General features: G+C 64.9%; 17 protein-coding genes and 1 pseudogene. 8 read left to right on the top strand and 10 right to left on the bottom strand.

Going from position 1 to position 18,477, the window contains the following annotated elements:
- Window positions 1–132: 132 nt before the first annotated feature.
- On the bottom strand, window positions 133–642 hold the full coding sequence (locus A5625_RS03015) for a hypothetical protein (RefSeq protein WP_232003373.1): 510 nt from the start codon (window positions 640–642) through the stop codon (window positions 133–135).
- Window positions 643–715: 73 nt separating this feature from the next.
- The gene (locus A5625_RS03010; protein ID WP_066988888.1) at window positions 716–1,252 is read right to left on the bottom strand and encodes an NUDIX hydrolase; all 537 of its coding nucleotides are present in this window, start codon (window positions 1,250–1,252) and stop codon (window positions 716–718) included.
- Between the two features lie 56 nt (window positions 1,253–1,308).
- On the opposite strand from A5625_RS03010, the gene A5625_RS03005 reads away from it, so the two are divergent.
- A complete protein-coding gene (locus A5625_RS03005) occupies window positions 1,309–1,680 on the top strand; it encodes a nuclear transport factor 2 family protein (protein ID WP_066988886.1) in 372 nt (123 codons plus the stop codon).
- A gap of 265 nt (window positions 1,681–1,945) precedes the next feature.
- Window positions 1,946–3,673, top strand: coding sequence for an NAD-binding protein (locus tag A5625_RS03000; protein WP_156747879.1), 1,728 nt, complete (start codon window positions 1,946–1,948; stop codon window positions 3,671–3,673).
- 34 nt (window positions 3,674–3,707) lie between these two features.
- Here A5625_RS03000 and A5625_RS02995 read toward each other — a convergent pair whose 3' ends face one another.
- Together A5625_RS02995 and A5625_RS02990 are read right to left on the bottom strand one after the other, a co-directional pair.
- Window positions 3,708–4,580, bottom strand: coding sequence for a tetratricopeptide repeat protein (locus A5625_RS02995; RefSeq protein WP_066988882.1), 873 nt, complete (start codon window positions 4,578–4,580; stop codon window positions 3,708–3,710).
- 62 nt (window positions 4,581–4,642) lie between these two features.
- Window positions 4,643–5,521 (bottom strand): LLM class flavin-dependent oxidoreductase, encoded by an 879-nt coding sequence (locus A5625_RS02990; protein ID WP_066988880.1) that lies wholly within the window; start codon window positions 5,519–5,521, stop codon window positions 4,643–4,645.
- Between the two features lie 66 nt (window positions 5,522–5,587).
- Between A5625_RS02990 and A5625_RS02985 the strand changes: the two genes are divergently transcribed.
- Both A5625_RS02985 and A5625_RS02980 read left to right on the top strand, forming a co-directional pair.
- Window positions 5,588–6,001: a VOC family protein gene (locus tag A5625_RS02985; protein ID WP_066988878.1), complete on the top strand. Its 414-nt coding sequence runs from the start codon at window positions 5,588–5,590 to the stop codon at window positions 5,999–6,001.
- Window positions 6,002–6,051: 50 nt separating this feature from the next.
- Complete coding sequence (locus tag A5625_RS02980) at window positions 6,052–6,441, top strand: VOC family protein (protein ID WP_066988876.1); 390 nt, start codon at window positions 6,052–6,054, stop codon at window positions 6,439–6,441.
- A gap of 33 nt (window positions 6,442–6,474) precedes the next feature.
- Here A5625_RS02980 and A5625_RS02975 read toward each other — a convergent pair whose 3' ends face one another.
- The 4 genes from A5625_RS02975 to cysD form a co-directional block, all read right to left on the bottom strand.
- Window positions 6,475–6,903 (bottom strand): DUF6188 family protein, encoded by a 429-nt coding sequence (locus A5625_RS02975; RefSeq protein WP_066988874.1) that lies wholly within the window; start codon window positions 6,901–6,903, stop codon window positions 6,475–6,477.
- Between the two features lie 163 nt (window positions 6,904–7,066).
- The gene (locus A5625_RS02970) at window positions 7,067–7,552 is read right to left on the bottom strand and encodes an RrF2 family transcriptional regulator (RefSeq protein ID WP_066988872.1); all 486 of its coding nucleotides are present in this window, start codon (window positions 7,550–7,552) and stop codon (window positions 7,067–7,069) included.
- Window positions 7,553–7,609: 57 nt separating this feature from the next.
- Window positions 7,610–9,451 carry an adenylyl-sulfate kinase gene (gene cysC / locus A5625_RS02965; RefSeq protein ID WP_066988870.1) on the bottom strand — a complete coding sequence of 614 codons (1,842 nt, stop codon included), beginning with the start codon at window positions 9,449–9,451 and terminating at the stop codon, window positions 7,610–7,612.
- On the bottom strand, window positions 9,451–10,392 hold the full coding sequence (gene cysD, locus A5625_RS02960) for a sulfate adenylyltransferase subunit CysD (protein ID WP_156747877.1): 942 nt from the start codon (window positions 10,390–10,392) through the stop codon (window positions 9,451–9,453). Before cysD ends, cysC begins: the two co-directional genes overlap by 1 nt.
- Window positions 10,393–10,578: 186 nt before the next feature.
- On the opposite strand from cysD, the gene A5625_RS02955 reads away from it, so the two are divergent.
- Window positions 10,579–11,019 (top strand): PaaI family thioesterase, encoded by a 441-nt coding sequence (locus A5625_RS02955; RefSeq protein ID WP_066988867.1) that lies wholly within the window; start codon window positions 10,579–10,581, stop codon window positions 11,017–11,019.
- Between the two features lie 4 nt (window positions 11,020–11,023).
- On the opposite strand, the gene A5625_RS02950 is transcribed toward A5625_RS02955, so the two are convergent.
- Complete coding sequence (locus A5625_RS02950; RefSeq protein WP_066988915.1) at window positions 11,024–11,515, bottom strand: carbonic anhydrase; 492 nt, start codon at window positions 11,513–11,515, stop codon at window positions 11,024–11,026.
- A gap of 212 nt (window positions 11,516–11,727) precedes the next feature.
- Here A5625_RS02950 and A5625_RS02945 point away from each other — a divergent pair, with 212 nt between their 5' ends.
- The 3 genes and pseudogenes from A5625_RS02945 (at window position 11,728) to A5625_RS30650 (ending at window position 17,150) form a co-directional block, all read left to right on the top strand.
- Window positions 11,728–12,705: an ABC transporter permease gene (locus A5625_RS02945; protein WP_066988913.1), complete on the top strand. Its 978-nt coding sequence runs from the start codon at window positions 11,728–11,730 to the stop codon at window positions 12,703–12,705.
- A complete protein-coding gene (locus A5625_RS02940) occupies window positions 12,702–13,628 on the top strand; it encodes an ABC transporter permease (RefSeq protein WP_066988866.1) in 927 nt (308 codons plus the stop codon). Before A5625_RS02945 ends, A5625_RS02940 begins: the two co-directional genes overlap by 4 nt.
- A pseudogene (locus tag A5625_RS30650) lies at window positions 13,625–17,150 on the top strand (dipeptide ABC transporter ATP-binding protein). Before A5625_RS02940 ends, A5625_RS30650 begins: the two are co-directional and overlap by 4 nt.
- On the opposite strand, the gene A5625_RS02925 reads toward A5625_RS30650, so the two are convergent.
- Window positions 17,137–18,381, bottom strand: coding sequence for an alpha/beta hydrolase (locus tag A5625_RS02925; protein WP_066988864.1), 1,245 nt, complete (start codon window positions 18,379–18,381; stop codon window positions 17,137–17,139). The pseudogene A5625_RS30650 and the gene A5625_RS02925 overlap by 14 nt on opposite strands.
- Between the last annotated feature and the right edge of the window lie 96 nt (window positions 18,382–18,477).

Raw genomic sequence — 18,477 nt, 5'->3', positions numbered from 1 at the left:
AATCCTTGATTGCTGACCGGCGGATACTGTTGCTCACAGCAACTGCGGGGACGCCACGGCCATCGTGAGTGCGGCGGAATCGAACTACTGCCCCTAACCAATCCTTGAGACGCCGCCGTTACGGCGTCTCCGTCATGCCGGCCCGGCGGCGAATGCCGCCACCGGCATTTCGACGCTGCCCTGGCAGGGACCGCGGTTGATGTCGGTGTGCCAGATGCCACGCAGCGATCCATCCGGCTGGGGTGTGTAGAACGCCCACGACCTGGCGGGTGCCCATACCTTCGAAACGCCTTCGCCCATATAGCAATCCCATTGGAAGTCGAAACGCTCGACCCACTTGGTCCCGTCCCAGGTGTAGTGCGAAGGTTGCGGCAGCGTCGGGTTCTTGGGGGCGGGGCCGTTGGTCGCGGTGGCCACGCACTTGCCCGACGTGCATGCGGTGGTGAAGTCGTAGTCCGCACTGAAGGTCGGCTCGGATTGCGTGGCGGCGACGCTGCTGCCGGACTTACCCGCCGCATACCTCACCAGCGAATATTTGCCGTTCCACGATGGTGTGATCGCGTTCGCGCGGAAGCCGGATTGGCCGACGACCAAGCCGGCGACGGCAACGAGCACCGCGATTACCCCAGACGCCGGCCGCATTGCGTCAATGGTGGGCGTTGGACGACGCAGCGCGATCTCGGCGCGGACACAATCGCGGTTTCGTGCGCGCGATTCACCCGCAGCGCAACAGAAACAGGGCGTAAGCGGCAATCGACTGAGCGTCGGCGATGACTCCCCCCTGGATCATCTGCTCGACCGCTGCACGGGAGAACCATGCGCTGCGCATGTCCTGTTCCTCGTGCTCGCGGTCGTGTTCCCCCTCGGCGATGCCGGTGGCCAAGAACACCCAGCCACGTTGGCTGGTCATTCCCGGAGCGACGTCGAGCTGGCCGAGCGCCTCGAACGACGTTGCGCTCAATCCGGTTTCCTCACGTAATTCACGCGCGGCCAGCTCGGCCGGCTGGGCGTCGGCCAGGCCGGGAGCGGTGCCCTGAGGAAACTCCCAGCGCCGCTCGCCAAGGGGATAGCGAAATTGCTCGACCAACCGAAAACGCTGCCCGTCGTAGGGCATCACCAGCGCATAGGCCGGCTTGTCGATGACACTGTAGATGCCTTCGCTACCGTCGGGGCGGCGGATGTCATCTTCTCGCAGCACGATCCACTGGTTGCGGTAAACCTCGCGGCTGGCGAGGCGTTCGATGAAAGTCACGCCGCCAGTATTGCGTCAATACCGCACCTGACGCGGTAGGAGTACCGTCCGAACCTATGCCGTCCCCAGAAGCCGTCACCGAGACCGTCAATCGCTACCTCGCGCTGCTTGCCACGGGCACCGCCGACGACATCGTGACGCTTTACGCAGCTGACGCCACCATCGAGGATCCGATCGGATCCGACATTCGTCGCGGCCATGACGCCATCCACGCGTTTTATGCGGGATTTCAGGACGCCAAGAAGGACACCGAACTCGCAGAAGTGCGGGTCTCCGGCAGCGAAGCCGCGTTCATGTGGCATCTGACACTCGACGCCGGTGAGAGCCGTACCCGAATCTCGCCGATCTCGACGATGTCGTTCGACGCGGACGCCAAGATCACATCGATGCGGGCGTTCTGGTCGCCCGCAGACGTTCAGGTCCTGTAGACCCGACGACTGCCGCCAATTCAGTTGGCACGCAGCTCAACTCGCAATTCTTTTCAAGAAGGCCCGCACGATCGTGGTGGCGTCGTCGTCCGCGCGCTGGTGTTCTGCCAAGTTGACCCCGCCCGAGCACCAATCGAGCGGCGCGCTCTTTATATGTCCTTTCATCCCTCTTCGCATTCAAGAACATGTCACGCTGGCATCAATCGACACAGTGCCCGATAGTCGTAGCAACGCGTGAGCGCCAATGTCATCAGAGGTGGGATTCATGAGCATGCGCCGCCACATCATCGTCAGCGGTGACGACGCGCTCGCGACGACGATCGCCGAGGAGCTGAACCGAGCGGGCGCAACCATCGTCAAGCTGCACAGCGAGGAGCTGCCCAGCGCCGACCTGGCCCGCGCCAGCGCTATCGTCTGCGCTGGGGACGACGACGCGAAGAACCTCGAAATCGCCTTGCTGGCAAGGAAAACGAATCCGAATGTGCGCGTGGTGGCCCGCTTGGGGAACGACGTGCTGCGTGCGGCGGTGGCCGCCGACAACGGCCCCGGCGCCATCCTGGACGTCGCCGACCTCGCGGCGCCGTCGGTGGTCGAGGCCTGTTTGGCGAGCAACACGCACCCGGTCGAAGCGGCCGGCATCGAATTCCTGGTGTCGGGGGCCGAGGCGCCCCGCGACGCGACCCTTCGCGAGATCTACGGCGACCTGGCACCGGTTGCCGTGATTCACTGCGAGAACTCCGACACTCCCGACGAGGTGGTGCCGTGCCCCGGGAGAGATCATCAGGTGCGCGCCGGCGATTGGACCGCCATGATCGGCAGCGCCGAAGAGCTGGCCGCACGCGGCATACGAACGCCCCGGCAGACCGCCACGCGCTCTCGCCAATCCTGGATGCGGCGGATCTCCGACGCCGCGCGCGCGATGCGCGACGACGTCAATCCCATGCTGTTCCCCGCGTTGCTGCTCGCGCTCAGCCTGTTGCTCGCCGCGACAATCGTCGTGCACTTCTCCTATACGAAGCCACGACTGTCCTGGTTGGACGCCCTGTATTTCACCGCGGAGACCATCACCACCGTGGGCTACGGCGAATTCGGCTTCGCCCAGCAATCGGCGTGGCTGCGCATATTCGCCGTCGCGCTGATGTTCGCGGGCGTGACCACCACCGCGCTGCTCGTCGCATTCTTGGCGGACCTGCTGCTCTCGCGCCGCTTCCTGCAATCGGCCGGGGTGCGGCGGGTACGTCATCTGCGCAATCACATCATCGTCGTCGGACTCGGCTCGTTTGGTAGCCGCGTCGTCGGTGACCTGACCGCTGCCGGGTATGACGTCGCGGTGATCGAGCGCGACGAAAACAACCGATTCCTTTCGGCCGCAGCCGAACTCGACGTGCCGGTGATCTTCGGGGACGCGACACTGCGCCAGACGCTGGAGTCGGCCCGCGTCGACCGCGCCCGAGCCGTTGCGGTGCTCACTCAGGACGACATGGTCAACATCGAGACCGGAATCGTGCTGCGCGAGATGCTGGGTCCCCGGGTGATGCCCGAGGTCAACCGGCCCGATGTCCCGATAGTGTTGCGCATCTATGACCGGACCCTCGGCGACGCGGTGGCCAAGCGGTTCGGTTTTGAGAATGTTCGCTCGACCGTCGACCTGGCCGCTCCCTGGTTCATCGGTGCCGCGATGGGCCTGCAGGTGCTGGGCACCTTCTCGGTCGGACAGCGTTCATTCATGGTCGGCGGCATGCACGTGGCGGCCGGCAGCGAACTCGACGGGCTGCGGATGTTCGAGATGTCCACCCAAACCCGGGTCATCGCGATCACCCGCCGGAACACGCCCGTCGAACTGCACCCGCGCCGCGACGCCTGGCTGCGCGGTGGCGACACCGTCTACCTGGTGGGGCCGTACCGCGAGCTGCTGGAGACGCTACGCAAGGGGCAACCACCCCAGGAGCCCTCGGTCAGCGACGAGCGCACAGCGGACAAGGCGGCGACCTGAAGGCTGCGACCGGCCCCCGATTTCACTGGGACGTTCACGAAGTAGACCAGCCCAGCGGCCCATGGCCGTCGGATTCGTCCGCCTCGCCGTCCTGTCGGGCGGACCATCCGGCCAGCTCATGGCGGGCGGCGACGGTCACCGGATGCTGGTCCCCGAGAACGCGCGCCTCTTCTGCGACCAGCGCTTCCCACGCGGCGACTTCGTCCGCGACACCGCCCCGGTCCGGGGCCCAGAGGGTGAACATGTGCCGGGCCATCAGCAGGTGGACGTGGTCGTGGCCCAGCTTGTCGCGCAGATCGCCGATCAGAGGTTCGAGCTCGGCCACGGCTGCTGGGATGTCACCAGCCCGGCCCCGCCAGATCGCCAGCATCAATCTGGTACCGAGGGTGTCGGCGTGGTCGTCGCCCAGCACGCGCCGGCGCGCGGTGAGCACCTGTTCGCCCTCGGCCATCGCGCCCACGAGATCGCCTATTTCCCAACGCTTCTCGGCGACCTTTTCGCGTGCGACCAGCACACTTTCGTGTTCGGCGCCCAGGACGCGCTGTTCGTCGGCGAAAAGCTGCGACCATTCGGCAAGCGACGACAGCGAAGGTTGCTGCCGCCCCGCCAACAGGTGGCGAGCGGTCAGGGTGCTGAGATGATCGGGGCCGAGCACCTCAACGAGGTCCGGGATCAGCCGCGCAAACTCTTCGTATGCCACCGCATCATCGCCGGCGCGCAGCTGCAAGGTAGCCAGCGAGACCTTGAGTTCCAAGGCCGTGGGATGACGCTCGCCCAACGTTGCCCGACACAGCGTCACCAGTTCGTTTGCCTGGCGGGCGGCCCCGGCGTAATCACCGTTGCTCGCGCACTCCGTCATCAACCCGGTCAGTTCGGCCAGCGGGGCGGGCAACTCCTGCTGCGTCATGCCGGTAATGAAATCGCCGCCGGGGCGACACGGCAATTCACCCCGTTCTACCTGCGGCTCCGCTACAGCCGCGCGGCCACCTCCGCGGCGCGGAGAAGCTGAGCGATATCCGAGCTCGTCGGAATCAACTGGACTTCGTCGGTGCCGATCTCCTCGAACCTGCGCAACACGTCCAGAAGCTCATCCTCACTGCCGGCCCAGCCGGTCATCGGCGCCATCGCGTCGACGTATTCGGCCGGTATCCAGTTCATGTAGCGCCGCAGATGACGGTGGATTTGGGCACGAGATTCCTCGGGCGAGCCGAACGCGAACCAAAACGACGTGATCAGATGGGGTTTGGGCTTGCCGGCGCGGGCCCATGCCTCGCGCGTCACGTCGAACAGTTCGTTTTGCTTGGCGACATCGAGGTCCAGGGTGGTGCCGGCCAGCCCGTCGGCCCACGCGGCCGCGCTGCGGATGGTTTTCGGCCCGATACTGCCGACGAAAAGCGGCGGACCACCAGGCTGCACCGGCGCCGGCCCGACCGGCAGCACCGAATCGGTGGTCTTCTCCCCCGCCCAGACGCGTTTCATCACGGCCACGCGTTCGGCCATGCCGCGCATCGTCTGCGTCGCCGGGTCGGCGCTCACTGCGTGGTAGTCCTCATGCCGACCGCCGACGCCGATGCCGACGGTCAATCGGCCACCGCTCAGCAGGTCGCCGGTTGCCAGCCCTTTGGCGAGCATGACGGGGTCGTGCAGTTGCGGCACGATAACCGTGGTCAGCAACCGCGCCCGCTTGGTCCAGGCGGCCAGCGCACCGAGTAGCGTCAGGTTGTCCGGGTTGTCGAAGGCGATGCGCTCGCCCCAGCAAAGCGACGAGAACGGGCCGTCGTCGATGTTGCGCGCCCAAGTCTCGAGCACCGTCGCATCCAAATCCGGCTCCATTACCGGCATGGTCATCGCTATCTGCACGACGGCGATTCTGGCATGTTTAACAGTCGGGCCCGGAGTGGAACCATGGGCCGAATGGGTTTTACAAGTAATTCCATTGCGCATGTCCGGCTGACCGTGACCGATATCGAGCGGTCGCGCCAGTTCTACGAGAGTGTGTTCGGCTGGCCGGTGTTGATCGAAGTCCCGGAGAACGCCGACGAGCCCACCCGTAACCAGTTGGGCTTCCTCTACGGCGGGGTCATCTACGATCTCGGCGGTACGCTACTTGGGCTGCGACCGGTCGCCGCGGACCGCTTCGACGAAAATCGCGTCGGACTCGATCACATTGCCTTCCGGCTCACCAGCAAAGCTGAATTGGAATCAGCAGCAGCACATCTCGACGAACTCGGCATCATTCACGAGCCGGTCAAAGACATCGGGCCGTCCTACATCTTGGAATTCCGCGACCCCGACAACATCGCCCTGGAGCTAACCGCACCCAAGTAGCGCGCGAGCCGTTGTCGCCCCGGGCGCAGAGTGGTTGACTGGACAGAACTATGACCATCAGTTTCAACCACACCATCGTCGCGTCACGCGACAAGCAGGAATCTGCGGAATTTCTCGCCGATTTGTTCGGCCTGCCCAGCCCAAAGCCGTTCGGCCACTTCATGGTTGTCGAACTCGAGCACGGCGTAAGTCTCGACTATGCGGATGCCCCTGCCGGCGCGGACATCACGCGGCAGCATTACGCGTTCTTGGTATCCGAGCAGGAGTTCGACACCATCTACGGCCGGATCCAGTCACGCGGTCTGCAGCACTGGGCCGATCCGGGAGCCCAACGCCCCGGGGAGATCAACCACAATCACGGCGGGCGCGGAGTCTATTTCCCGGACCCCTCCGGCCATGCCATGGAGATCCTGACCAGCCCATACGGCTCTGTCAGCTGAGCGCGACGGGCGACCGTTAGGTTCGCCGGCAGCTCACTCGTCGACATTCGTTTCGTCCACGTCGTGCCGTACCACCCGCACCTTGCCGTGCGGTAGGCAGGCGGCATATCCGTGGTACTTGCCATACAGCTCCCACGCGGTGACGTCGTCGCCCGGAGGCACGTCGATCTGGTGACCGTCGGAGAACTCGAGGTGCAGATCTCCGGTGTCAAACCAATCAAGACCGGTGCAGTTTTGCCCGGAGAAATCAAAGAGCGGACGCACCTGTTCGGCCGGGTCATTCGGGTCGATCGCGACCACTTCCGCGGGGGCTGTGGCAATGGCCGGCAGGGTCAGGCGCATCGGTACAGAGATGACAAGCTCATTGTCATCGTCGAAATTGAGCACCAAACCATCGCGGAACATGATCCGCTGTAACGCACAGCCTTCAAGCCAATGCCCGATCATTTTTGATTCAGCCATCTGTCCACTCCGTCCTCGATATGCCAAGTGCACAAACGCCGTGCACCGCCCGGCAGAGCGTCAGTGACAGGGTTCCCGCGTGACTGCGCAGTTAACCCCACCCAGGGTCAGGATTTCTGGGTGGCGCACGCCTTCGAGGACGGCGGGTCGCTCGCGATCGCCACTAGTCGCCGGTGCGCGCTGTGCCGTGCCGGTGGCTCTCCTGCTTGCGATAGTCATCGGCCAATTGCGCGACGTGCTTGGGCAGGCCACCGGTGGCGACGTCGGCCAGCGTCGTTTCTTCGAGCACCGACCGCATGCTGGCACGCAGCGCGCGCCAGACATCGGTAAGGGCAGCCGTCGGCCCCGAGTACGGCAAGTCACCCAGCCCGATGTCACGAACGCTGGCCAGCGGTCCGTCGATACAGCGCAGCACGTCGGCAATGCTGATGTCCTCCCCGGAACGTGCCAATTCGTAGCCACCTTCGCGACCACGATGGCTTCGCACCAGCCGGTCGGTGCGCAGGTTGGTGAGGATGTCGACGAGAAATTGCGGCGGGATGCCCTGTGCGTGGGCCAAGTCGTCGGTCTTCACCAACGTCCCGGCGGGCACCGTGGCGAGCTGAATCATCGCCCGCACGGCATACTCCGCCTTCGCCGACATGCGCACTCACAGGATTGTGCCACCCGGCGGCATCATTTCGGTGCAGCCTGGCTGATCTGCGTGCTACCCGCGCGATTCGAGCAAGTCGATGACCCGCTGCGCCTGCTCCTCGACGGTACGGTCCGGCGTCAGCCGCAGATCGGGGTTCACCGGCGGCTGATACGGGCTGTCGATGCCGGTGAACTGACTGATCTCCCCCGCACGCGCCTTGGCGTACAAGCCCTTGGGGTCACGTTTTTCGCATTCCTCGATCGGGGTGTCACAGAACACCTCGATGAAGTCGAAGCCGGCGTCGGCGTGCACTTTACGTGCCAATTCGCGTTGCTCGGCAAGCGGACTGATCGCCGGCACCAGCACGACGTTGCCGCAGTCGGCGAGCAATGCCGCCACATGCGCCAGCCTGCGCAGATTTTCGGCTCGGTCGGCCATACTGAAGCCCAAGTCGGCATTCAAACCATGCCTCAGGTTGTCACCGTCGAGAACGTAGGCGAGAGACCCGTTTTCGAGTAGCTTTTGCTCGACCAGCATGGCCACTGACGACTTGCCGGAACCGGACAAACCGGTGAACCACACCGTCTTACCTCGTGGCCGGGCCTCAGCGATTTGAGATGACTTGTGCCGCACCGTGTTCGGACTTGCAGCCTGGGCTGAAGCATCGCGCAACACCATGCCGGCCGCCACTGTGCCGTTGGTGTGCGGGTCGATGAGGATGAACGATCCGGTGCTGGAGTTGCGGGTGTACTCGTCGAGCAGCAGCGGCACCTGGGTGCGCAGCGATATGCGGCCAAGTTCGTTGAGCTGCAACGCTGTTGCGGTCTTATCGCGATGCAGCGTGTTGACGTCGAGCCGGTAGTCGAGCGCGGTCACCTTGGCATGCGTGGTGCGGGTGGTGTGCTTGATGACATAGTCACGGCCGGGTTCCAGAGCCGCATTGTCAGCCATCCAGCACACCGTCGCGTCGAATTCCTGCGTAACCCTGGGCTGATTGTGGGTGCGCGCGATCAGATCACCGCGTGAGATGTCGATCTCGTCAGCCAGGGTCAGCGATACGGCCATTGGCGCAAAAGCTTCTGGCACCGGGCCGTTCGGCCCATCGATCGCGGTGATCCGGGTACGCTTGCCGACCGGCAGCACCACCACTTCGTCGTCCGGACGCATCACTCCGCTGGCGACCGTACCGGCATAGCTGCGGTGGTCCTGGTGTTCGCGAGTGTGCGGGCGGATGACGTACTGAACCGGGAACCGCACGTCGACCATGTTGCGGTCACCCCCGATGTACACCTCTTCGAGGTGCGACAGCAACGCCGGGCCCTCGTACCAAGGCGTCTGGTCCGACTTGGTCACCACGTTGTCACCGTGCAGCGCCGAAAGCGGGATGGTGGCCACGTCGTGCACATCCAGACGAGCGGCGAATGCGTGGAACTCGTCCCGAATTTCCTCGAATTTCTTTCTTTCCCAACCGATCAGGTCCATCTTGTTGACCGCGAGCACGACGTGCTGGATGCCCAGCAGGGACGCCAGGAAGGCGTGCCGCCGGGACTGCTCCAACAATCCGTGCCGCGCATCGACGAGCACGATCACCAGGTGGGCGGTCGAGGCTCCGGTCACCATGTTGCGGGTGTACTGGATGTGACCGGGGGTGTCGGCAATGATGAATTTCCGCTTGGGAGTTGCGAAGTAGCGGTAGGCGACGTCGATCGTGATGCCCTGCTCGCGCTCGGCGCGCAGGCCGTCGGTCACCAGCGCGAGGTCGGTGTAGTCGTGTCCGCGATCTTTGGACGTCTGTTCCACCGCGGCCCACTGGTCTTCCATCACGGCCTTGGAGTCATAGAGCAGCCGACCGATCAGGGTGGACTTGCCGTCGTCGACGGAACCTGCGGTGGCCAGACGCAATAGCGTTGTCATCAGAAGTATCCCTGCCGTTTGCGATCTTCCATGCCGGCCTCCGAGATCCGGTCGTCAGCCCGGGTCGCCCCACGTTCGGTCAACCGGGAGACCGCGGTCTCGGCAATGACCTCTTCCACGGTGGCGGCCTGCGATTCCACGCATCCGGTGCACGTGACGTCGCCGACGGTGCGAAAGCGCACGGTGGCTTCGAACACCGGCTCGTCGGCGCCCGGCTTCATGTTGCGGTCGACGGCCAGCAGCATGCCGTCGCGGCGAAACACCTTGCGCTGGTGTGCGTAATAGATCGACGGGAGTGCGATGTTCTCGGCACCGATGTAGGACCAGATGTCGAACTCGGTCCAGTTGGACAACGGGAACACCCGGATGTGCTCGCCCTTGTGATGCCGGCCGTTGTAGAGGTTCCACAACTCGGGGCGCTGCGCCTTCGGGTCCCACTGGCCGAACTCGTCGCGGAAGCTGAACACGCGTTCTTTGGCGCGGGCCTTCTCCTCGTCGCGGCGCGCTCCGCCGAACGCGGCGTCGAACTTGTTCTCCCGGATGGCGCGCAGCAGTGTCACGGTCTGAATCGAGTTGCGTCCCTGGCGCGGCTCGACGACCCGCCCGGCGTCGATGTCTTCCTGGACCGAGGCGATCACCAGGCGCACCCCGTGTTCGGCCACCAACTCGTCGCGGGTCGCGATCACCTCGTCGAAGTTGTGCCCGGTGTCGACGTGCATCACCGGGAACGGCAACCGCCCGGGGCGAAACGCCCGCAGCGCCAGATGCAACATGACGATGGAATCCTTGCCGCCCGAGAACAGCAGCACCGGCCGCTCGAACTCCGCGGCCACCTCACGAATGATGTGGATCGCCTCGGCCTCCAGCGAGCGCAGATGACTCAATTCGTACTGCCCGGCGGCAGGGGCCGCCTGGAGATCACTGGTCATAGCTTCCTTCATTAAACCTGGCAGAACTGACCATATTTGGCATCTTTACAAGCTATAAGACCAGCCCCAGCCTGGTGCTGTCAACCGAGAGCAAACGCCCGCCCGGCCTTGGTGGCACACACGCCAGCAACCGGACAGATCGCGTCAACAGTCGCTGCAATGCTTTTGCCGCTGGTTAGCGTGCGAAAGCATGGGCGGATGACCGCTACTTCAGATTCCGCCGTCCCACCCCCGCCGAGCGGCCGCGACGTCATCGCGCAGTTCCTCCCCCAATCGCCGTTCGTCGTCAAGCTGGGCATCGTCGCCGACCGGCTCGAGGAGAACGACGTGCGGTTGCGGCTGCCCTGGAGCCCGTCCAACGTGACCATCGGCGACATGGTGCACGGCGGCGCCATCGCTACGCTCGCCGATCTCACCGTGATGGCCGCGGCCTGGTGCGGCGCCCAAGGACCCCCTGAACTGCGGGGCGTGACGGTGTCCATGGCGCTGGACTTCATGGCCCCGGCTCGGGCCACCGACGTGATCGGGATCGGCCGGGTGCTGCGGCGGGGCCGGTCCCTGGTCAACTGCGAGGCCGAGATGGTGGACGCACATGGCGCCCTGGTCGCCAAGGCCCTGGCGACCTACAAGGTCGGTTGACCGCTTAGAGGGTTACCTCGTCGAGCTTGCCGGTGGCTACGTCGAAGATGAATCCCCTCGCGGAGACGTGCTTGGTGACGAACGGGCTGACTTCCAGGCGGCGCAGCGACTGCCGGACGTCCTCGGCGATGTCGGCGAAAGCCTCGACCGCCCACGGGGGTTTGACCCCGGTCTCCTCCTGGATGCTGCGCTTGAAGTCGTCGTCGGTGAAGGTCAGCATTCCGCAATCGGTGTGGTGGATCAGGATGATCTCCCGGGTTCCCAGCAACCGTTGGCTGATGGCCAGCGAGCGGATGACGTCATCGGTGATGACTCCACCGGCGTTGCGGATCACGTGGGCCTCGCCCTCGTTGAGCCCGAGGAGGCGATAGACGTCGAGTCGGGCGTCCATACACGCGACGACCGCGACATGTTTGCCCGGAGGCATCGGCAGCGGGCCCTGAAAGGTTTTCGCATAGTCAGCGTTGTTGGCCAGGTAATCTTCGGTAACCGTCACGCAAGCCTCCTCGGGAGTGTCGCTGCCGCGACCGTGCTGCGTTTGCTGCACGGCTCGGCACCGCGGTGGATCCTAACAACCGATCACACGCGATTCACGCACGAGAATCAACCGGATCGGAAGGTGGCCGAACGCGCCGGGCGCTGTAGGCGCGACGCTGTGCTGCGGGCTCGATAGCCTGTCTCAATGCGACGTGGGGTGTGCGGACCGGCATGACTCGGTTTCTGGCACGCCGGTTGCTCAACTACGTGGTGCTGCTGGCGTTGGCATCGTTTCTGACGTTTTGCCTGACGTCGGTGGCGTTCAGGCCACTGGACAGCCTGTTGCAACGCAGCCCGCGGCCGCCGCAAGCCGTGATCGACGCCAAGGCTCACACGCTCGGCCTGGATGAGCCGATACCCATCCGCTACGCGCACTGGGCGTCGCACGCCGTCCGCGGCGACTTCGGCAAGACCGTCACGGGGCAGCCCGTCGGAACGACGCTCTGGCGTCGCGTCGCAGTCACCTTGCGCCTGCTGATCATTGGTTCGCTGGTGGGCACCGTACTGGGCATCGCGGCCGGGGCGTGGGGCGCCATTCGCCAATATCGACTCAGCGACCGCGTGGTCACCATGGTGGCTCTGCTGGTGCTCAGCACCCCGACGTTCGTCATCGCCAGTCTGTTGATCCTCGGCGCGCTGCGGGTGAACTGGGCCGTCAGCATCCATGTGTTCGACTACACCGGTGAAACCTCCCCCGGCGTGACCGGTGGGACCGGCGCGCATTTACTCGACCGGTTACGGCATTTGGTCTTGCCGACCATGACGCTGGCGCTGGCCGCCGCAGCGGGGTACAGCCGTTATCAGCGCAACGCCATGCTGGATGTGCTCGGCCAGGACTTCATTCGCACCGCACGCGCCAAAGGACTGACCCGGCGCCGGGCGCTGGTCAAGCACGGGCTGCGTACCGCGCTGATCCCGTTGGCCACCCTGTTCGCCTACGGGGTGGCCGGTCTGGTCACCGGAGCGGTGTTCGTGGAGAAGATCTTCGGCTGGCACGGCATGGGTGAATGGCTGGTGCAGGGCATCGCGACTCAAGACACCAACATCATCGCGGCGATCACCTTGTTCTCCGGCGCGGTGGTGTTGCTGGCCGGTCTGCTTTCCGACGTGTTGTATGCGGCACTTGATCCGCGGGTCCGGGTGTCATGACTTCTCAAGCGAACGTCGATGGTGCCCATGGCTTTTCGGGGCACGAAGTCGCGGACTTCACCTCGCGCCGCACCCTGGTGCTGCGCCGGTTTGGCCGCAACCGGTTCGCGGTCGCGTCGCTGACGTTGCTGGTGCTGTTGTTCGTCGGCTGCTACACGCTGCCGGCGGTGCTGCCGTATTCCTACGAAGACCTCGATTTCGCCGCGCTGTTGCAACCACCGAACGCGCGTCACTGGCTGGGCACCAACGCGCTGGGCCAAGATCTGCTGGCGCAGATCCTGCGCGGGATGCAGAAGTCGATGCTGATCGGTGTCTGCGTCGCGGTCATCTCCACCGGCATCGCCGCCACGGTCGGGTCGATCGCCGGTTATTTCGGCGGCTGGCGCGACCGCATGCTGATGTGGGTGGTCGACCTGCTGTTGGTGGTGCCCAGTTTCATCCTGATCGCGATCGTGACGCCGCGGACCAAGAACTCGGCCAATATCTTGATGCTGGTCCTGCTGCTGGCCGGATTCGGCTGGATGGTCAGCTCACGCATGGTGCGCGGAATGACCATGAGTTTGCGGGAACGCGAATTCATCAGGGCGGCACGGTATATGGGCGTATCCAGCCGTCGCATCATCGTCGGCCATGTGGTGCCCAATGTGGCTTCCATCTTGATCATTGACGCCGCCCTCAACGTGGCCTCGGCCATCCTGGCCGAAACCGGTCTGAGCTTTCTGGGTTTTGGTATCCAGCCACCCGACGTGTCGCTGGGGACGTTGATCGCCAACGGCACCCAATCGGCGACCACTTTTCCGTGGGTCTTCCTGTTTCCTGCGGGAGTGCTGGTGCTGATCCTGGTGTGCGCCAACCTGACCGGTGACGGCCTGCGCGATGCCCTTGACCCCGGCAGCACGGTGTTGCGCGGTGGTGAACGGTGAGCGGGCTGCTGGAGGTGACCGATTTGGCGGTCAGCTTCGCGACCGGCGGCGAGCCGGTGACCGCGGTTCGCGGTATCAGCTACCAGATCGAACCGGGCGAAGTCGTCGCCATGGTCGGTGAATCGGGTTCGGGGAAGTCGGTTTCGGCGATGGCGGCCATCGGATTGCTGCCCGACTACGCGCAGGTGCGCGGCTCGGTCCGGTTGCACGGCACCGAACTGTTGGGCCTTGGCGACGATGCCATGTCGCGGTTCCGCGGAAAGACGGTCGGCACGGTGTTTCAGGACCCGATGTCGGCGCTGACGCCCGTCTACACCGTCGGTGACCAGATCGCCGAGGCGATCGAGATCCACCAGCCGCGGGTGGGTAAGAAGGCCGCCCGCCGGCGTGCGATCGAATTGCTTGAGCTAGTGGGGATTGCGCAGCCGGATCGACGTGCCCGCGCCTTCCCGCACGAGTTGTCCGGCGGCGAGCGGCAACGGGTGGTCATCGCGATCGCGATCGCCAACGACCCCGATTTGTTGATCTGCGACGAGCCCACCACCGCACTGGATGTCACGGTGCAGGCGCAGATCCTCGAAGTGCTCAAGACGGCGCGCGACATAACCGGCGCCGGGGTGCTCATCATCACGCACGACCTCGGCGTGGTGGCCGAGTTCGCCGACCGGGCGCTGGTGATGTATGCGGGGCGGGTGGTCGAATCCGCCGGCGTCGATACCCTTTACCGCGATCGCCTTATGCCCTACACCGTCGGGCTGCTGGGCTCGGTGCCGCGCCTGGACGCCGCTCAGGGCACCCGGCTGGTGCCGATCCCCGGTGCGCCACCGTCGCTGGCGGGCCTGGAGCCCGGATGCCCCTTCGCCCCGCGCTGCCCGCTGGTTATCGACGAATGCCGGCTTCAGGAGCCGGAATTGCTGTCGGTCGGCGCCAATCACCGGGCGGCCTGCATCCGCACCGAGCACGTCGACGGGCGAAGCGCCGCGGACATCTACGGCGTCAGCACCGAAGCGCACCACGCGGAATCCGGCGACTCGCCCGTCGTTGTCCGGGTACGTGATCTGACCAAGATCTACCGGCTGACCAAGGGCCTGTTGCGACGCAGCGCCGGCGAAGTCCGCGCCGTCGACGGCGTCAGTCTCGAGTTACGGCAGGGCCGCACCCTGGGCATCGTCGGCGAGTCCGGCTCCGGCAAGTCGACCACTTTGCACGAGATTCTGGAACTGACTGCGCCCCAATCGGGATCGATCGAAGTGCTGGGCACCGATGTCACCACGCTGAGTGCGACGACCAGGCGATCGATGCGGCGCGACATTCAGGTCGTGTTCCAAGACCCGGTCGCATCGCTGGACCCGCGGCTACCGGTCTTCGAACTCCTCGCAGAACCCCTGCGGGCCAACGGTTTCGATAAAAGCCGCACCAATGGGCGCGTCGCCGAGCTACTTGACATCGTGGGATTGCGCCGCGCCGACGCGGTTCGTTACCCCGCCGAGTTCTCCGGCGGACAAAAGCAGCGCATCGGCATCGCACGCGCACTGGCATTGCAGCCGAAGATCCTGGCGCTCGACGAACCGGTTTCCGCCCTCGACGTGTCCATCCAGGCCGGAATCATCAACTTGCTGCTCGACCTGCAGGAGTGGTTCGGGCTGTCTTATCTTTTTGTCTCTCATGACCTTTCGGTCGTCAAACATCTCGCGCATCAGGTGGTCGTGATGTATGCCGGCACAATCGTGGAGCAGGGCGACAGCCGGCAGGTCTTCGCCGACCCGCAACACGAATACACTCGGCGGCTGCTCAACGCGGTGCCGCAACCCGATCCGGGCAGACGTGTCTAGCCCGGTGATCAAGGCAGGTCGGGGGAGAACCCGTGCCGCCGCAGTATTTCTCGCGATAGCACTTGCCCTGTCTGGCTGCTCACCGGCCGTCAAGCTGATTCCAGAAACCGGCAACAACGCACAGATCGGCTCGACGAGCGACATCAACCCGCACGATGCGGCCACCCTGCAAGATGGCGGCGATCTGCGACTCGCGCTGACCGACTTTCCGCCGAACTTCAACATCTTGCACATCGACGGCAACTCGGCCGACGTCTCCGCGATGATGAAGGCCACTCTGCCGCGGGCCTTCATCATCGGGCCGGACGGGTCGACGACGGTCGACACCGACTACTTCACCAGCATCGAGCTCACCGGTACTGCGCCGCAAGTGGTTACGTACACGATCAACCCCAAGGCGGTGTGGTCCGACGGCACGCCGATCACCTGGGAGGACATCGCCAGCCAGATCCACGCCTTGAGCGGCGTCGACAAGGCCTTCGAGATCGCCGGGCCCGGCGGGGCCGACCGGGTGGCCTCGGTGACTCGCGGTGTGGACGACCGGCAGGCCGTCATGACCTTCGCCAAGCCCTACGCCGAATGGCGTGGCATGTTCGCCGGCAACGGAATGCTGCTGCCCAAGAGCGTGACGGCAACGCCGGAGGCCTTCAACAAGGGCCAGCTCGACGGGCCAGGCCCGTCGGCCGGCCCGTTCGTCGTCTCGTCGTTGGATCGGACCACCCAGCGGATTATGTTGACCCGCAACCCGAAATGGTGGGGTGCGCGGCCTCGTCTGGACAGCATCACCTACCTGGTACTCGATGATGCCGCACGGCTACCGGCGTTGCAGAACAACACGATCGACGCCACCGGGGTCGGCACCATCGACCAACTGACCATCGCGCAGCGCACCAAAGGAATTTCGATTCGGCGGGCGCCCGCTCCGGCCTGGTCTCACTTCACCTTCAACGGTGCCCCAGGGTCGATCCTGGCCGACAAGGCGCTGCGCCTCGCGGTGGCCAAAGGGATCGATCGGCAGACCATCGCCAGGGTCGTCCAATACGGCCTCACCAGTAACCCGGTGGCACTGGGCAACCACATCTATGTCGCCGGGCAGCAGGGTTATCAGGACAACAGCTCAGTCCTGCCCTACGACCCGGCTGCAGCCAGCCGAGAGCTTGACGCATTGGGCTGGAAGCGGGTCGGCCAGTTCCGGGAGAAGGACGGTCGGCAGCTGGTCATCCGTGATTTGTTCTACGACGCGCAGGGCAGCAGACAATTCGCCCAGATCGCCCAACACAGTCTCGCGCAGATCGGCGTCAAGCTCGAACTCGTCTCCCGCTCAGGCAGCGGCTTCTTCACCAACTACATCAACGTCGGGGCCTTCGACATGGCCCAATTCGGTTGGCTGGGAGACGCCTTCCCGCTCTCGGCGCTGACCCAAATTTACAAATCCGACGGGGAAAGCAATTTCGGCAAGATCGGCAGCGAGCAGGTCGACGCCGCCATCGAAGGCACCCTGGAAGAACTCGATCCGGCCAAGGCGCGGGCGTTGGCCAACGATCTCGACAAGCTCATCTGGGCGCAGGGATTCAGCCTCCCGCTGACGCAGTCGCCCGGCGATGTCGCGGTGCGCGGCACGCTGGCCAACTTCGGGGCGGCCGGTCTCGCCGATCTCGACTACACCGCCATCGGGTTCACCCGGAGTTGAACCGCCGCCGTAGCCGAGTCGGGATCGGCAGGGCGCCCTCGGCAACTGCCGCCGCTGCGAGCGCTTTCCACATCAGCCGCACCTCGGGACGCGGCGGAAGCCCGTCCAGCGCCGGCGCTTGTGCGGCAAGCCCATTCAGGTCGCCGCGCCGAACCGCGTCGGCACTGGCGAGCGCGACAGGCTCACGAAAATCCAACGCGCTGTGCGCCATGCTCGGCAAGCTCAAGAGCACCGCATTGGGCAGCAGCGACGCGACGCGCTGCGCCACCGCCGGCGGGGTGATCAGGTCGCGACCTCCGGAAACCACTGCGGTGGGCCAGTCGAATTTCGGCATTTCGGCCACCAGGTCATAGGGCTCGTCCTCGAAAGTCACTTGTTGCGGGTGTGCTTTACTTTCGGCCACTGCCGGATCCAGCGGTAACCCGTCGGGTTCGGCCGCGTAGTCCAGTTCACGCAACGCGATGCGGCTCACCAAGTCCTCTTCGTAGCGATACGGCAGATTACGCAGGGTGGTGAACTGGGATAGGGCCCACCACAGTAGTTTTCGGCCGTCGAGCAGCAGATCGAGTTGGCGTTCGAGCAGGTCGGTCCCGCCGTATCCGTAGATCGTCGCGATGACGTGTGTTGCCGTCGCGTTCATGATCCCGGCGTCGACAAGTTTGCGCATTTTCTCTGCGACTGAGGCTGTTTCGGGATTGTCGCCCTTCAGCAGCAGCCGGCGGATCGCGCAGCGCACGATCACGATGTCGTGCCGGGACAGCAGTGGTGAATCGAGCACCATGCCCTTTACCCGTTGCCGATGGCGCACTCCCACGCCGGCCGCGATGTAGGTGCCGTACGAGGCGCCGTAGATGACCGCCGACTGTGCTTGGGCGTCGTCGAGCACCGCCGCCACATCGTCGACAACCTGGTTCACGGTCATCGATTGCGGGGGTAGATCGGCGCCCGAATCGTCGTGGCGCGACAGCCCCACCCCGCGGTGTTCGATCATGATGACGTCGAGACCGGCGGCCGCGGCGCGCCGGCGCAGTCCTTTATACATCTGCACCGACGCCACTCCCGGGCCGCCGGGGATGATGACCAGCGGATGTGCGGACTTGCGGCCCGCGCGCACGTAGTACAAATCGAACTCTTCGGCGCTGTGCGGTGAGATCGGCCGACGCAGGGGGCGCACACCGGGCAGTTCCGCCAGCTTCTGGTGCACCCGGTTCCGCTTCGCGGTCATCGTCATTCGCGTCGGCCCGCCATGACCCCATTTTGCAGGTAAGGCGACCGCGCCGGACTGAATCCCTTTGACCAGCAGTATCGGCAGTGGTCAGCCGGCACG

The sequence above is a fragment of the Mycobacterium sp. 1465703.0 genome (genome assembly GCF_001672975.1).
GTDB lineage: Bacteria > Actinomycetota > Actinomycetes > Mycobacteriales > Mycobacteriaceae > Mycobacterium.
The sequence above is the reverse complement of the archived record's forward strand: the minus strand, read 5'-3'. Positions and strand labels throughout refer to the sequence as shown.

Coding starts and splice junctions, on each gene's coding strand:
- A5625_RS02925 (WP_066988864.1), bottom strand. CDS start 18,381: ATGACGATGACCGCGAAGCGGAACCGGGTGCACCAGAAGCTGGCGGAA.
- A5625_RS03005 (WP_066988886.1), top strand. CDS start 1,309: ATGCCGTCCCCAGAAGCCGTCACCGAGACCGTCAATCGCTACCTCGCG.
- A5625_RS02990 (WP_066988880.1), bottom strand. CDS start 5,521: ATGACCATGCCGGTAATGGAGCCGGATTTGGATGCGACGGTGCTCGAG.
- A5625_RS02980 (WP_066988876.1), top strand. CDS start 6,052: ATGACCATCAGTTTCAACCACACCATCGTCGCGTCACGCGACAAGCAG.
- cysD (WP_156747877.1), bottom strand. CDS start 10,392: ATGAAGGAAGCTATGACCAGTGATCTCCAGGCGGCCCCTGCCGCCGGG.
- A5625_RS03000 (WP_156747879.1), top strand. CDS start 1,946: ATGAGCATGCGCCGCCACATCATCGTCAGCGGTGACGACGCGCTCGCG.
- A5625_RS02985 (WP_066988878.1), top strand. CDS start 5,588: ATGGGTTTTACAAGTAATTCCATTGCGCATGTCCGGCTGACCGTGACC.
- A5625_RS02995 (WP_066988882.1), bottom strand. CDS start 4,580: ATGACGCAGCAGGAGTTGCCCGCCCCGCTGGCCGAACTGACCGGGTTG.
- A5625_RS02940 (WP_066988866.1), top strand. CDS start 12,702: ATGACTTCTCAAGCGAACGTCGATGGTGCCCATGGCTTTTCGGGGCAC.
- A5625_RS02945 (WP_066988913.1), top strand. CDS start 11,728: ATGACTCGGTTTCTGGCACGCCGGTTGCTCAACTACGTGGTGCTGCTG.
- A5625_RS02975 (WP_066988874.1), bottom strand. CDS start 6,903: ATGGCTGAATCAAAAATGATCGGGCATTGGCTTGAAGGCTGTGCGTTA.
- A5625_RS02955 (WP_066988867.1), top strand. CDS start 10,579: ATGACCGCTACTTCAGATTCCGCCGTCCCACCCCCGCCGAGCGGCCGC.
- A5625_RS03015 (WP_232003373.1), bottom strand. CDS start 642: ATGCGGCCGGCGTCTGGGGTAATCGCGGTGCTCGTTGCCGTCGCCGGC.
- cysC (WP_066988870.1), bottom strand. CDS start 9,451: ATGACAACGCTATTGCGTCTGGCCACCGCAGGTTCCGTCGACGACGGC.